The following is a 12,535-nucleotide window of genomic DNA, read 5'->3' as shown; positions in this document are numbered from 1 at the left end:
CGGCGGAGGGAAGGCTGCCGGCCAGGCCGCCGGCATGCCGGTGGTTTCCTCCGAGTCGGTGCTCGCCCTGAAGCGGCGGGCGCGGCGCATCAACAGGGCTTTGGCCGAAAAGTACCCGTACGCGCACGCGGAGCTGGATTTCACCAACCCTTTCGAGCTGCTGGTGGCTACCGTGCTCTCGGCCCAGACCACGGATGTGACGGTCAACCAGATCACGCCGCTGCTCTTTCAGAACTACCCGGATGCGCGGGCCATGGCCGAGGCCGATCCCTCCCGGCTGGAAGAGATCATCAAGCCCACCGGCTTCTTCCGGGCCAAGTCCCGGAACCTCATTGCACTGGCCACCCGGCTGGTGGACGAGTTCAACGGCGTGGTGCCCGGCCGGCTCGAGGACCTTGTCACCCTTCCGGGGGTTGGGCGCAAGACCGCCAACGTGGTGCTCGGGAACGCGTTCGGCATCCCCGGCATCACGGTGGACACCCATTTCGGACGGCTGGCCCGCAGGTTCGGCTGGACGCAATCGGAAGACCCCGTGCAGATCGAGTCTGACGTGGCCGAACTCTTCGAGCCGAAGGACTGGACCATGCTTTCGCACCGCGTGGTGTTCCACGGCCGGAGGGTCTGCCACTCCCGGAAACCGGCGTGCGGGGCGTGCCCGGTGGCCAACTGGTGCCCCAGTTACGGCATGGGCGAAACGGATCCGGTGAAGGCGGCCAAACTCCTCAAGTACGAGCTCGCACCCGGCAGTGAGGGGCTGTTGGCGGAGCTGCGGGCTGAAACCCACCGTGCCGCCGAAATCCGGATGGCCTCCCGGAAGCGGGCCCTGTGAGCGCCCGCGAAGACCTGCTGGAACTGGCCCGCCGGGCCGAATCCGGGTCAGCCGCCGCCCCTGATCCCCGGTGGGCTGCCCTGACGGTGGACGAGGAGCGGGCGCGCAGGGCCGCCGTCCTGATGCTCTTCGGCGCGCTGGACGATGTTCCCGCTGCCTCCGGCAAGCCGCTGGCGCCCGCCGACCTCGATGTGCTGCTCCTGGAACGGGCCCACACTTTGGGATCACACCCGGGGCAGGTGGCGTTTCCCGGCGGCAGCATCGATGCCAACGAAACTGCCGTGGAGGCAGCGCTCCGGGAAGCAGTAGAGGAAACCGGGCTTGACTCACGCGGGGTCGAAGTCCTGGGAACGCTCCAGCAACTCGGCCTGGCGCACAGCAATTTCCTGGTGACCCCGGTGCTGGGCTGGTGGCGGTCCCCGTCACCTGTGCGGGTGGTGGACTATGCGGAATCCGCGCAGGTTTTCAGGATTCCCGTCCGGGACCTGCTGGACCCGGACAACCGCGTGATGGCTACCGTCCACCGGGCCGGCCGAATCTTCGACAGCCCCGCCTTCACCGTCAACGGCGTGGTGGTATGGGGGTTTACCGGGATTGTCCTGAGCGGGCTTTTCGACCAGCTTGGCTGGTCCGTTCCGTGGGACCGGAACCGCCTGCATCCGATGGGGGTGTAAAGAGTAAGGGAGCCACGCGCGCCTTTGAGCGCGGCTGCCCGGTCTGGTGCGGGCGCCCGTTTTGGTGCCGGGCGCCCGTAAAACTCAAGGCTTAGGCCTGCTGCCGCAGGTCCACCACTACGCCTGTTGCTGCGTTCTCCCGCATCGCCTTGATGCCGTCGACCAGTGTGTTCAGCGACTTGAAGTTGGGTGAAACGGCAACAATGTTGCCTTCAGCGTCTGTGAGCCGCAGCCGGTACGACTCGTCTCCTACTCGATGAATTTCAAACCTGCCCGCCATATGTCGGACCTCCCCTGGGTATGCGTCTTTGCATCATCTTTGGCGCCGATCTGCCTCAGTCGCCGGTATGAACTGTAACGTCCGTCACGCTGCCCGTCGAGCTACTGCCGGGTAGGTTACTTTTCCTTAACTGAGGGCCGTGCAGCCAGTTACTTTGCGTGGTCGTAGGAATCAACCACGGCCACGCTGATGGGAAACTCAACCGGGATGGGGCCGAACAGCAATTCCTTGGCTGCGCTGGCCGCGTCTTCGATGGCCTTGATGCAGGCGTCCACTTTCTCTGCGGGCGCGTGAACCATCACCTCGTCGTGGAGGAAGAAAACCAGTTCGGCACCCACGCTGCCTTCCGTGCGGAGACTGCGCAGCCGCCGTCGTAATTCGGCAAGCCAGCACGCCGCCCAGTCTGCGGCCGATCCCTGGACCACGAAGTTCCGCGTGAAGCGGCCCCGGGACCGGGCAATGGACTCCGCGCGGCGCTGCTCCTCCGCGGTGGTGGAGCGCTGGCTCTGGAACCATCGCTCCGACGGCGGCGGGCTGCTGCGGCCCAGCCGCGTGGTCACGGTGCCGCCTGATTCGCCGGCGCGCGCCGCGCGCTCCACGAAGTCCACCGCACGCGGATAGGTCCTTGCCAACTGGGGCATCAGGCGGCCGGATTCGCCCGAGGTGGCGCCGTACATGGCGCCCAGCAGGGCCACCTTCGCCTTCGCCCGGTCACCGCCGAAACCCTTGGCGGCGATGCCTGCGTACAGGTCCTGGTTCCGGGCAGCCTCAGCCATGATGGAGTCCCTGGCCAATGCAACCAGCACGCGCGGCTCCAGCTGGGAGGCGTCCGCGACGATCAGCTTGTGGCCCGGATCGGCGTGCACGGCACCGCGGACCTGGCGGGGGATCTGCAGGGCGCCGCCCCCGCGGGATGCCCAGCGGCCGGACACCACCCCGCCCACCACGTATTCGGGCCGGAACCTGCCGCCGGCAACCCACGCGTCAAGCCACGCCCAGCCGTTGGCGGTGTGCAGCCGGGACAGCTTCTTGTACTCCAGCAGCGGCCCGATGGCCGGGTGGTTCGATTCCTTCAACTCCCACTTCCGGGTGCTGTTCACCTCGATTCCGTTGCGGTGCAGGGCGCGCATCAGGTCCTGCGGGGAATCGGGGTTCAGCGTGGGCGAGTTCAGCAGCTCCCGGAGCTCCGAGTTCAGCGCCTCCAGCCGGGCCGGCCGCTGGCCCGCAGGTGGGCGTGGCCCCAGGTACTCAACGAGGATCTTCTCGTGCAGATCCTCCCTCCATGGGACGCCGGCGTGCTGCATTTCCGCGGCGATCATGGCGCCGGCGGATTCAGCGGCCAGCAGCAGCTGCAGCCGGTTGCGCCTGTTCTCCCCGGTGTCCACCGCCGCCAGGGCATCCTGCTGGGCGGCGTATTCGGACCGGAGTTCGTCCGGGGTGTACCGGGGGGCGGGGCCGGTGTCGGGTTCGTCGAACAGGGCGCCCTGCTCAGCCGGCGGACGGGGCGGCAGGAGCGCCTTTGGCGGGACCAGCGGATCATCCACTGGCATCGTGACGGCGTTGCGCGCGTATTCGGTATGGGCAGTGAACTGCGAAAAGGCCAGGATGTTCCCACAGAGGCTGATGTCGTAGCACCGCTCCAGCTCCACGCCGGCCGCGAGCAGGTCCGGGTACCAGTCCCGGGTGCGGTGCCAGATCCAGCGGGGCGCCTGCCCGCCGGGCCGCCTCGTTTCCAGATCGCGGACGACGGCGGCCAGGCCGCTTCGGTCTACAAGGCGGGGTTCGGGGTTGGCTGGCTGGGGGAGTCCGGCCTGCGTCAACTCCTGCAGGGCCACGCCGTCGGGGTGGGCGGCGAGCAGCAGGTACATGATCCAATTGTGCCGTGTTTTCCGGGGGCCCCGCTGACGGCGTGGCTTCCGACTGGCTGCCCCGCCGGGCTTTTCCACATAGCGGCCGTGATCCCTTACGTGGCTTCGGCCGGCAGTGAAGAGTGGCCCCATGAGCAGGCACCAGTTGACCCCTTCCCACACCGAGCAGGGCAGTTCCGGCGGCGGAAAGCTGCGGCCTTCCGGGGCGGGACAGCCGGGAATATTAGGGCCCGGTGAGGCAGGTGCAGGGGACAGGGCCGATTCATGGCTGCCGGAGGGGTCCGATGACGTGCTCCTGGTGACGTCGTCGGCATTTCTCCGGGCTGAGGTGGAGCGGATTGTTGCCGCCGCTGGAGCGCATCTGCGGGTCGCGGCTGACGCTGCCGGAGCCAGCAGGTACTGGGACGCGGCCGGCGCAGTTCTGGTAGGGAGCGATATCCGGGAACTGCCGCCCCGGCGCCGGGCACCCGCGGTCCTGGTAGGCCTCGACGGTGAAGGCGACAGCCTGTGGCACCTCGCCGCAGCCCTGGGAGCAGAACGGGTTGCCGTCCTGCCGGACGCGGCGGCGTGGTTGGCTGACCACCTCAGCCGGTCCAAATCGCCCGGCCCGGGAGGGCTGGTCCTCGGCGTGACCGGCGGGTGCGGGGGTGCCGGCGCAACCACTGCTGCCGTTTGGATAGCGCAGGCAGCGGCAGGCCTGGGAGTCCGTGTGCTGCTCGTTGACGGCGATCCCTGGGGCGGCGGCCTGGAACTCGCCATCGCTGCGGAGGAAAACCCGGGGTTGCGCTGGCCCGATCTCGCCGAGGCGAGGGGCAGCATCGACCCGGCACAGCTGTCGGATTCCCTGCCCGTAGCCGGGGGTTTCTCGTTCCTGTCATGGCCTGCCAGCAGGGACCAGCCGCCTCCGGTGGCCGCTGCCACCACTGTGGGAGTACTCGACGCAGCCCGGCGGGGCTATGAACTGGTGGTGGTGGACATCGGGCGCAGGACAGAACCGCTGCAGGCCTTTGCCTGGGACTGCGACCGTATCCTGCTCGTGGTTCCCGCGCAGCTGAAGGCAGCCGTGGCGGCCGTGCGGCTGCTGCAGGAGTTTCCGCCGGTTGAGGCTGCCCTCCTGGTCCGCGGGAAACCCGGCGCAGCGCTGGACGGCTCACTGCTCTCCGACGCGATTGGCCTGCCTGTCCAGGGGCGCGTGCCCGAACTGCGGGGAGTGGCCGCAGCCACGGAATCCGGGCGGCTCCTGGACCTCGGCAAACGGCGGGGCGTCCGCCACTTTGCCGCGTCGGTCCTTGACCTGCTCGGCGACGATATGCCGGTGGGAGGTCCGGCATGAAACAGCAGCCCGGACTGGAAACGGGTTTGGGCGGCCGCAGGCGGGACGGCCGCGAGCAGGATTTCCGCAGCAGGCGCGCCGTGGACGCCGGCCTTCTGGAATCGGTTCGCGAGTCCATGATGGCGGAGGCCGGGGCGGTGACGCCATCGCGGGTGGCTGCCGCGGTGCAGGCCACCGGCAAGCTTTTGGGCACCGCCGGTTCCCTCGCTGCAGCCGAACGGATCAGCGCCGAACTCAACGGGCTGGGGCCGCTGCAGGAACTCACGCGGGACCCTGCCACCACGGACATTTTCGTCAACGCTCCTGATTCCGTCTGGGTGGACAGGGGCCGCGGCATCGAGCGGACGCCAGTGGTCTTCGACAGTGAAACCCAGCTGCGGGCACTGGCCTGCAGGCTGGTCGCGGCGGGCGGGCGCCGGCTGGACGACGGCTCACCCTGCGTCGACGTGCGGCTGGCAGGAGGCTACCGCGTCCACGCCGTTCTGCCGCCGGTCTCCACGGCGGGGACCCTGCTCAGCGTCAGGATCCGGCGGGAACGGGTGTTCACCATGGACGAACTCGGCACGGCCGGAATGTTCGGCCCGCAGCTGCAGGCTGTCCTGGAGAGGGTGGTCGAGCACAGGCTGAGTTTCCTGATCAGCGGCGCCACCGGATCCGGGAAGACCACCTTGCTCTCCACCCTGCTGGGCTTGTGCTCCCCGGAGGAGCGCCTGGTCCTGATCGAGGACGCGTCCGAGCTGAACCCCGTCCATCCGCATGTGGTGTCCCTGGAATCCCGCCACGGGAACCTGGAAGGTGGCGGCGAGGTGGACCTCGGCGAACTGGTCAGGCAGGCCCTGCGCATGCGCCCGGACCGGCTGGTGGTGGGTGAATGCCGCGGCGCGGAGGTCCGGGAGCTTCTGACTGCCATGAACACCGGACACAGTGGCGGGGGCGGAACAATCCACGCCAACACTGCCACCGCTGTTCCGGCCCGGCTGACAGCCCTGGGCGCCCTGGCCGGGCTGGGTCCCGACGCCATGCGGCTCCAGGCATCCAGCGCCCTCGACGTGGTCATCCACGTAGAACGGACACGCCGGGGCCGGGAGGTATCCTGCCTGGGCCTTATCGGCGATGGTCCAGACGGGCTTGCAGTCGTCCCGGCGCTGGGAACGGCTGCGGGCGTTGCCGGGCCGGCAGGGATTCCCGGGCCTAGGGTTGCCGCTCCCGGTGTTGGTCCGGCGTGGCCCGCGCTCGCAGCACGGCTGGGACTGGACCCGGAGAGTCTCGCGTGATTCTCCTCCTGGCCGCGGCCCTGTGCCTCGCTGCGGTGCTGTTGCTCAAGCCGCCGTACGGAGCTCCGGGCCGGCTGCGGCGTGCCGCAGGCCAGGGCCCGGCTCCCGGATCCGCTCTCATGGGAAAGCGGATCTTTTCGCGGGCCGGGCCTGCAGCCAGGAAAGGGAGAACGATGCGGGGGTCGCCCATGACCCTCGTGGTACAGCAACTCGCGGCGCTGCTTAAAGGCGGCCGGACCCCTGCCCGGCTGTGGGACGAACTGTGGGTGGTGTACGGGGCTGCCGGCCAGCATGCACATCCATCGCATCTGCCGCCCGCATCCACGGCGCCCCGCCTCTCAGCATCCGTGCGGCACCACCCGTCCGGCGGGTTGTCACCCGGGTCAGTCGCCGTGCTTGGCTCTGCCCGCGCGGCCGCGGCTGCCGGCACTCCGGTATCGGAAGCGATCCGGCGGACCCTGCCCGCTCCGCCCGTCGGCGGTGACCGGGAAACCCGGATCTGGTCGGAGCTGGCTGCCTGCCTGGACATCGCTGAAGCGAGCGGATGTCCCCTTGCGGACGTGCTCACCCGGTTCGCGGCCCAGCTTGAAGTAGAGGACGACGCCGACGCCGCACGGCAGACCGCGCTCGCGGGCCCCAAGGCCACAGTCAGCCTCCTGACCTGGCTTCCGCTCATGGGGCTGGGACTCGGAGCAGCCCTGGGGGTGGATCCGCTCGCCATCCTGCTCGGCACACCCCTCGGGCTGGCAGCACTGGCAGCCGGGGTCGCGCTCACCGTGGCCGGAAGGGTCTGGTCGGCGCGGCTCGTGGCGGCGGCCGCCGGCGCTGGGGTGCCATGACTGGGAACTACGCACTGGCCTTGGCCGTCTTCCCGGTGCTCGCCGCAGCTGCCTGCCTCGTTTGTGCCGGACCCGGGGCGGCAAGGAAGCGCCTGCGCAGCCTGCCTCTGGCCGGGGACGGGGCTGGGCGTGTGGAACAGGCGGCCGGGGCCACGCGGAACCGGGGAGGGCCCGGTCTGAAGGACACCGCCATGATGCTCGAACTGGTCGCCGCGATGCTTGATGCAGGTTCCAGCATCGGGCGCAGCCTTGAACTGGTGGCTGCCTCGGCTTCGGCCCGGTACCGCGATTCGCTCCGGCCTGTTGTCTCAGCCCTGGCCATCGGCGCCGACTGGGACACCGCCTGGCGCAGCTCTGCCGTCCGCCTTCCCGAGATCCTTGAACTGCGCGATGCCCTGGGGTTTGCTGCTCTGACCGGCGCGCCATCGTCGGCCATCCTGTACGCCCAAGCCGCCCGGCTCCGCCGCGAACGGTTCCGGGCCGCGGAGAAGCGCGCGGCCTCACTGGGGGTGAAGCTGGTGGTTCCGCTTGGCCTGTGCTCGCTTCCGGCCTTCATCTGCCTGGGCGTGGTTCCCGTGCTGCTGGCACTGGTTCCTTCCGGCTCCTGAGCTGAATTCCGGCTCCTGCACTTTCTTCCCGCTCTAAGCAGCGGCCCCGCCCACCCCTGGCCGCCGTCCGGTCTTGTCCTCCACACCAGCGCAGCGGCCGGGCTTATCCACTTAGCGCAGCAGGAGCCTTACCGCGCCAGGCGGGGCCCGGAAGAGTCGGTACAGCCGGCAACACCACCGGCCCCAGGAAAGGAAACACCCCATGTCCATGAACCACCACCGCCGCTACTTTGCCGGATCTGCCGTTCCCGCCGCTTCCATGCCTGCTCGCAGGGGACATGGCGGCAGCCGTAACCGCACCACGGGGCCCGGCCGGACGGAGGGCACCTTGCCGGCCAACGTCGTGGAACTCTATCCGGGCGCAAGCCTGGTACCGAACAGCCGCCGCGCCGTGCGCCTGATGGGCTCCGAGGCCGGCATGGCTACAGCGGAATACGCAATCGCCACGCTCGCGGCCGTGGGCCTTGCCGGGCTCCTGGTCTTTATCCTCCGAAGTGACGAGGTCCGCGGCTTCCTGCTGACACTGATCCGTACAGCCCTGGCGCTGCCGTGACCAGTGCAGGCGAGCCGTTGAGGGGCCGAAAGCTCGTCATGGGCCGCGGAAGCCGGGGAATCCCCACAGTTGGGATGCCCGGCGGAAGGAACGCTAATGATTCGCGCGGCGCGGTAACCGCCGAGTTTGCTGTCGTCCTGCCCGCCGTCGTTGCTCTGCTCGCCATGCTCCTGGCGGGTGCTGCTGCAGGCGTCACCCAGCTGCGGATTGAGGAGGGGGCACGGGCCGGCGCCCGCGCCCTCGCCAGGGGTGAGGATCCTGCCGCTGTCCAAAGGACAGTCCGGACCTTGGCCGGTGGCACCGCATCGGCCTCGATCGCGGCAGACGGCGGCTGGTTCAGCATCACGGTCACCGACCGGGTGGGTGGGCCCCTGGGTTCCTCGATTCCGTGGACCCTCACCGCCCGCGCTTCCACCCGGAGCGAGACCGCCACAGCGCGCCCGGCCGCCGTGCTTGAGGTCGACGTGCTCGAGGTTGGCGTGGCCGCTGATGGAAAGGATCGGACGTGACCGGTGGATGCCTGGCCTGTGTTCCCTTGCCGGGTTCGAGGACGGCCCGGAGGAAGACGACGCCGAGGAGGGTTGCCCTAAGGTGCGGGGCGCACGAGTCGTTGGCCGGGTTGGAGGAGGATTCCCGTGAAAGGGGTTCCGGAACTGTCCTGGCCGCGGGCCTGGCACTGGTGGTCATGATGGTGATGGCCATGATGCTGCTCCTGGCCCAGTCCGCCGTGCTGGCCAGCCGGGCAGCCTCGGCCGCCGACCTCGCCGCCCTTGCCGGAGCTGATGCGCTGCGGGGCATCACCGACGGTGAACCCTGCACGGTGGCAGCTGAGGTGGCTGCCCGGCACTCGGCGGCCGTCCTCAGCTGCGCGGAAGGCCCAGGACAGATCCTCGAGGTCAGGACAGAGCTGAGGGAGCGGTCCATGCTGGGCCCGGCAAGCGGCCATGCCCGGGCCGGACCGCCGCCCTAGCCGGACATCAGGTCCTGGCCGGATTCCCCACCCTGGATGTAGCCCCGCCCTGGAGATACACACTGTCCTCGGCGTACACGCCGTCCTGAATGTGCCTGTCCTGGATGTGCCGTCCTATGCCGGCCGGATGCCGGCGCTTGGTTCGGTGGCTGCGGTCTTTTCGGTCGCGTCCCTCAACAGGACGTCCAGGAGGGTCACGGCAGCGTCCTTGTCCAGCGGATTGTTCTTGTTCCCGCATTTGGGGGACTGCACGCAGGACGGACAGCCGGATTCGCACTCACAGGCCTTGATGGCATCCCGGGTGGCGGCCAGCCACACCTTCGCCTTGTCGAAGCCCCGTTCAGCAAAACCGGCGCCGCCGGGGTGCCCGTCGTACACAAAGATGGTGGGTACTCCGGTGTCGGCGTGCAGGGCGGTCGAGACACCGCCGATGTCCCACCGGTCGCTGGACGCCACCAGCGGGAGGAGCCCGATCGCTGCGTGTTCAGCCGCGTGCAGGGCACCGGGGAACTGGGCTTCAATAAGCCCGGCTGCCGTCAGGGACCGGTTGTCCACCACGAACCACACCGCCTTGGTGAACAGTTCCCGGGCACCGAGCTCCAATGGTTCCTCACCCAGGATTTCGTTGGAGATCAGTGCCTTGCGCTGGAACGAGACTACCTGGGTGGTCACCTTCACGTCGCCGAAGTGGACTGTGATGTCGCCCCACTGCATGGTGCGCTGGGTTTCCAGGACCTCGATCTGGGTAACGTCCCGCGCGGTGGTGTAGTAGTCGGGGTTGGCCCGGCGCACCACCACGCAGTGGTCGTCCTCGTTCAGGTCCTCCACCACGTAGCTGTCGCCCTGGTGGATGTACACCGCGCCGTTGTGCGCCTGATAGTGGGTCTGCGGCGAATCCATGGTGCCGAGGAGGGAACCCGTGTCCGCGTCGACAATGCTGACCGGACCGCCGCCGTCGGCCCGCAGGTTGACCATGGCAGCGGCGCTCTGGGAATGCGTCCAGAACCACCCGGCAGGCCGCCGTCGAAGGTAGCCCTGTGCCACCAGCTTGTCCAGGAGCCCTTCCGCCGTCCCGCCGAACAGGTCCAGCTCGCCCGGGCCCAGCGGTAGTTCCGCCGCGGCGGCGCACAGGTGCGGACCCAGCACGTAGGGGTTGGAAGGGTCGAAAACGGTGGCCTCAACGGACACGTCGAAGATCGCCTCCGGATGGTTTACCAGGAACGTGTCCAGGGGGTCGTCACTGGCAACGAACGCGGCGATGGCCTCCTGCCCGGCCCTGCCGGCCCGCCCGATCTGCTGGAAAAGGGAAGCCCGGGTTCCGGGCCACCCCGCCACCAGGACGGCATCCAGTCCCGAGATGTCGATTCCCAGCTCCAGCGCGGAGGTGCTGGAGACTCCCAGGAGCCGGCCGGACCGCAGGGCTTTCTCTACCGCACGGCGCTCCTCCGGGAGGTAACCGGATCGGTAGGCGGCCACCCGCTGCGGCAGGCTCGGGTCCACCTCGTCCAGCAGGCGCTTGGTGATGGAGGAGATGGTTTCGGCCCCGCGGCGCGATTTGATGAAGGCAATCGTGCGGACCTGGGCGGACACCAGGTTGGCCAGCAGGTCAGCTGTTTCGGCCACCGCCGTGCGCCGTTCCTTGGCACCGTTCTCACCCCGGACCTCGGTGAGGGCAGGTTCCCAGAACGCCACGGTGGTGGCACCGTGCGGCGAACAGTCCCGGGAGACCGCCCTGACCGGTGCGCCGATCAGCCTGGAGAACGAGGCATCAGGGTCGGAGGCGGTGGCTGACGCGGCAATAAACACCGGTTCGGGGAAGGACGAACCGGCTCCGTAGTAGGCACAGATGCGCCGCAGCCGCCGCATGAGGTTGGCCACGTGGGAGCCGAACACCCCGCGGTAGCTGTGGGCTTCGTCCACGATCACATAGCGGAGGCGGCGGAAGAACCCGGCCCACCAGGCGTGGTTGGGGAGGATGCCGAAGTGCAGCATGTCGGGGTTGGCCAGGATGAAGTTGGCGTGGTCCCGGATCCAGCGCCGGGAGGCAGGGTCCGTGTCGCCGTCGTACGTTTCCGCCCTCACCGTGGGCAGTTTCAGTGCCCGGATAGCGTTCAGCTGGTCGGCGGCCAGCGCCTTGGTGGGGGAGAGATAAAGGGTGACCGCACCGTCGTCGTGGATCTTGCCGGGGTCGGCCAGGACACGCAGTTCCGAGCGGTGGATCGCATCCAGCGCAGGCAGCTGGTAGGCCAGCGACTTTCCGGACGCCGTTCCCGTGGCCACCACCACGTGTTCCCCGCCGTGGGCGATGTTCGCCGCTTCCACCTGATGCCGGTACGGCTCCTGGATGCCCAGGGAGCCGTACGCCGCGGCCACATCAGGGTGCAGCCAGCCAGGCCACGGCTCGTACAGGGCGGCGCGGGCCGGGATGGTGCGGACATGACGGAGCTGTTCCGGATCCGGGCCGCGGCCCAGCAGGGGAATCAGGGAGTCATGGGGGTTCACCCCAACATTGTTTCACCCGTCATGGAGCCAGCCGGCCCGGTTCGCCCAAGGGGTAACCGGTCCGGCTGGATCTGCCGAAGAAGGAGGGTCAGCTCAGGGAAAGGTCGGAGCCGTCGTGGGAGGCCGACAGCATCAGGACCCGCGAGACCGTGCTCCAGCCCAAATGGGAATACAGCTTCTGGCCGTCAATGGATGCCAGCAGCAACCCGGTCTCCACGTCATGCTCGAAGGCCTGCGCAGCCAGGGCCCGCATGATGAAACTGCCCAGTCCGCGGCGCTGGAATCCCGGCTCGGTGATGATCTTGTCGAACACGGCGGTATCGCCCACCACGAACACCCGGCCGCTTGCGGCAACAGTATCGCCGGAGCGCACCTCCGCATAGTGGACGTGGTTGTGCTCGGACAGGTACAGCTTCAGGTCATCGTCAGAAAGCCACGGGTCCTCGGCGTCCTGCGTTTCCATGTCCACGATCATCATGGTTTGCGAGTCAGAGGTGACGTTCAGCCCGTGCTGGCGGGCCAGTTCCGCGTAGCGCTCGACGTCGTTGGTGAGGATGGTCAGCACCCGGGCGGGGACCTCGGCGGTCTTGGCCGCCAAGGCCGCGAACTCTTCCGGGGTTGGGTCGGAGGCGAAAAATTCCCATTCCCCGCTGGTGTCGGCACGGAGCGCAGCGGGGAAGCGGCCCTCGGTGGACGTCTGGTATCCGCGGCAGCCGGCCCAGCCGGCCACCCACACTTCAAGAAGGCCTGTGATGTCTTCAATCATGGTTTCCGGGCTCATGACTGAACACTAATCCAGCCCGAT

13 protein-coding genes are annotated in these 12,535 nt (G+C 68.6%); 9 read left to right on the top strand and 4 right to left on the bottom strand.

Going from position 1 to position 12,535, the window contains the following annotated elements; translation table 11 throughout:
- Positions 1-34: 34 nt before the first annotated feature.
- Both nth and ACZ9BC_RS08245 read left to right on the top strand, forming a co-directional pair.
- Positions 35-829, top strand: a complete 795-nt coding sequence (gene nth, locus ACZ9BC_RS08250) for an endonuclease III (RefSeq protein WP_476245970.1) — start codon at positions 35-37, stop codon at positions 827-829.
- On the top strand, positions 826-1,503 hold the full coding sequence (locus tag ACZ9BC_RS08245) for an NUDIX hydrolase (protein WP_476245503.1): 678 nt from the start codon (positions 826-828) through the stop codon (positions 1,501-1,503). Before nth ends, ACZ9BC_RS08245 begins: the two co-directional genes overlap by 4 nt.
- 91 nt (positions 1,504-1,594) lie before the next feature.
- Here ACZ9BC_RS08245 and ACZ9BC_RS08240 read toward each other — a convergent pair whose 3' ends face one another.
- Positions 1,595-1,783 (bottom strand): YegP family protein, encoded by a 189-nt coding sequence (locus ACZ9BC_RS08240; protein ID WP_476245502.1) that lies wholly within the window; start codon positions 1,781-1,783, stop codon positions 1,595-1,597.
- Between the two features lie 149 nt (positions 1,784-1,932).
- Complete coding sequence (locus ACZ9BC_RS08235; RefSeq protein WP_476245501.1) at positions 1,933-3,651, bottom strand: bifunctional 3'-5' exonuclease/DNA polymerase; 1,719 nt, start codon at positions 3,649-3,651, stop codon at positions 1,933-1,935.
- Positions 3,652-3,781: 130 nt separating this feature from the next.
- On the opposite strand from ACZ9BC_RS08235, the gene ssd reads away from it, so the two are divergent.
- From ssd to ACZ9BC_RS08200, 7 genes are all read left to right on the top strand, one after another.
- Positions 3,782-4,984: a septum site-determining protein Ssd gene (ssd, locus tag ACZ9BC_RS08230; RefSeq protein WP_476245500.1), complete on the top strand. Its 1,203-nt coding sequence runs from the start codon at positions 3,782-3,784 to the stop codon at positions 4,982-4,984.
- The gene (locus ACZ9BC_RS08225) at positions 4,981-6,258 is read left to right on the top strand and encodes a TadA family conjugal transfer-associated ATPase (RefSeq protein ID WP_476245499.1); all 1,278 of its coding nucleotides are present in this window, start codon (positions 4,981-4,983) and stop codon (positions 6,256-6,258) included. The genes ssd and ACZ9BC_RS08225 overlap by 4 nt, the downstream gene beginning before the upstream one ends.
- Entirely contained in the window at positions 6,255-7,097 is an 843-nt protein-coding gene (locus ACZ9BC_RS08220; protein ID WP_476245498.1) for a hypothetical protein, read from the top strand. The genes ACZ9BC_RS08225 and ACZ9BC_RS08220 overlap by 4 nt, the downstream gene beginning before the upstream one ends.
- On the top strand, positions 7,094-7,705 hold the full coding sequence (locus ACZ9BC_RS08215; RefSeq protein WP_476245497.1) for a type II secretion system F family protein: 612 nt from the start codon (positions 7,094-7,096) through the stop codon (positions 7,703-7,705). Before ACZ9BC_RS08220 ends, ACZ9BC_RS08215 begins: the two co-directional genes overlap by 4 nt.
- A gap of 202 nt (positions 7,706-7,907) precedes the next feature.
- Positions 7,908-8,258, top strand: a complete 351-nt coding sequence (locus tag ACZ9BC_RS08210) for a DUF4244 domain-containing protein (protein WP_476245496.1) — start codon at positions 7,908-7,910, stop codon at positions 8,256-8,258.
- 74 nt (positions 8,259-8,332) lie between these two features.
- A complete protein-coding gene (locus ACZ9BC_RS08205; RefSeq protein WP_476245495.1) occupies positions 8,333-8,767 on the top strand; it encodes a TadE family type IV pilus minor pilin in 435 nt (144 codons plus the stop codon).
- A gap of 101 nt (positions 8,768-8,868) precedes the next feature.
- Entirely contained in the window at positions 8,869-9,228 is a 360-nt protein-coding gene (locus ACZ9BC_RS08200; protein WP_476245494.1) for an Rv3654c family TadE-like protein, read from the top strand.
- A 114-nt stretch (positions 9,229-9,342) separates the two neighbouring features.
- Here the strand turns inward: ACZ9BC_RS08200 and ACZ9BC_RS08195 are convergent, their stop codons facing one another.
- Positions 9,343-11,730, bottom strand: a complete 2,388-nt coding sequence (locus tag ACZ9BC_RS08195; protein WP_476245493.1) for a DEAD/DEAH box helicase — start codon at positions 11,728-11,730, stop codon at positions 9,343-9,345.
- Between the two features lie 88 nt (positions 11,731-11,818).
- Positions 11,819-12,511 carry a GNAT family N-acetyltransferase gene (locus ACZ9BC_RS08190; RefSeq protein ID WP_476245492.1) on the bottom strand — a complete coding sequence of 231 codons (693 nt, stop codon included), beginning with the start codon at positions 12,509-12,511 and terminating at the stop codon, positions 11,819-11,821.
- Between the last annotated feature and the right edge of the window lie 24 nt (positions 12,512-12,535).

This window comes from Pseudarthrobacter sp. TE3704, from assembly GCF_056279405.1.
Note: the sequence above shows the minus strand (reverse complement) of the source record. Positions and strands in the feature narration are given on the sequence as shown.

Coding starts and splice junctions, on each gene's coding strand:
- ACZ9BC_RS08240 (WP_476245502.1), bottom strand. CDS start 1,783: ATGGCGGGCAGGTTTGAAATTCATCGAGTAGGAGACGAGTCGTACCGG.
- ACZ9BC_RS08205 (WP_476245495.1), top strand. CDS start 8,333: ATGCCCGGCGGAAGGAACGCTAATGATTCGCGCGGCGCGGTAACCGCC.
- ACZ9BC_RS08235 (WP_476245501.1), bottom strand. CDS start 3,651: ATGTACCTGCTGCTCGCCGCCCACCCCGACGGCGTGGCCCTGCAGGAG.
- nth (WP_476245970.1), top strand. CDS start 35: ATGCCGGTGGTTTCCTCCGAGTCGGTGCTCGCCCTGAAGCGGCGGGCG.
- ACZ9BC_RS08190 (WP_476245492.1), bottom strand. CDS start 12,511: ATGAGCCCGGAAACCATGATTGAAGACATCACAGGCCTTCTTGAAGTG.
- ACZ9BC_RS08215 (WP_476245497.1), top strand. CDS start 7,094: ATGACTGGGAACTACGCACTGGCCTTGGCCGTCTTCCCGGTGCTCGCC.
- ssd (WP_476245500.1), top strand. CDS start 3,782: ATGAGCAGGCACCAGTTGACCCCTTCCCACACCGAGCAGGGCAGTTCC.
- ACZ9BC_RS08225 (WP_476245499.1), top strand. CDS start 4,981: ATGAAACAGCAGCCCGGACTGGAAACGGGTTTGGGCGGCCGCAGGCGG.
- ACZ9BC_RS08210 (WP_476245496.1), top strand. CDS start 7,908: ATGTCCATGAACCACCACCGCCGCTACTTTGCCGGATCTGCCGTTCCC.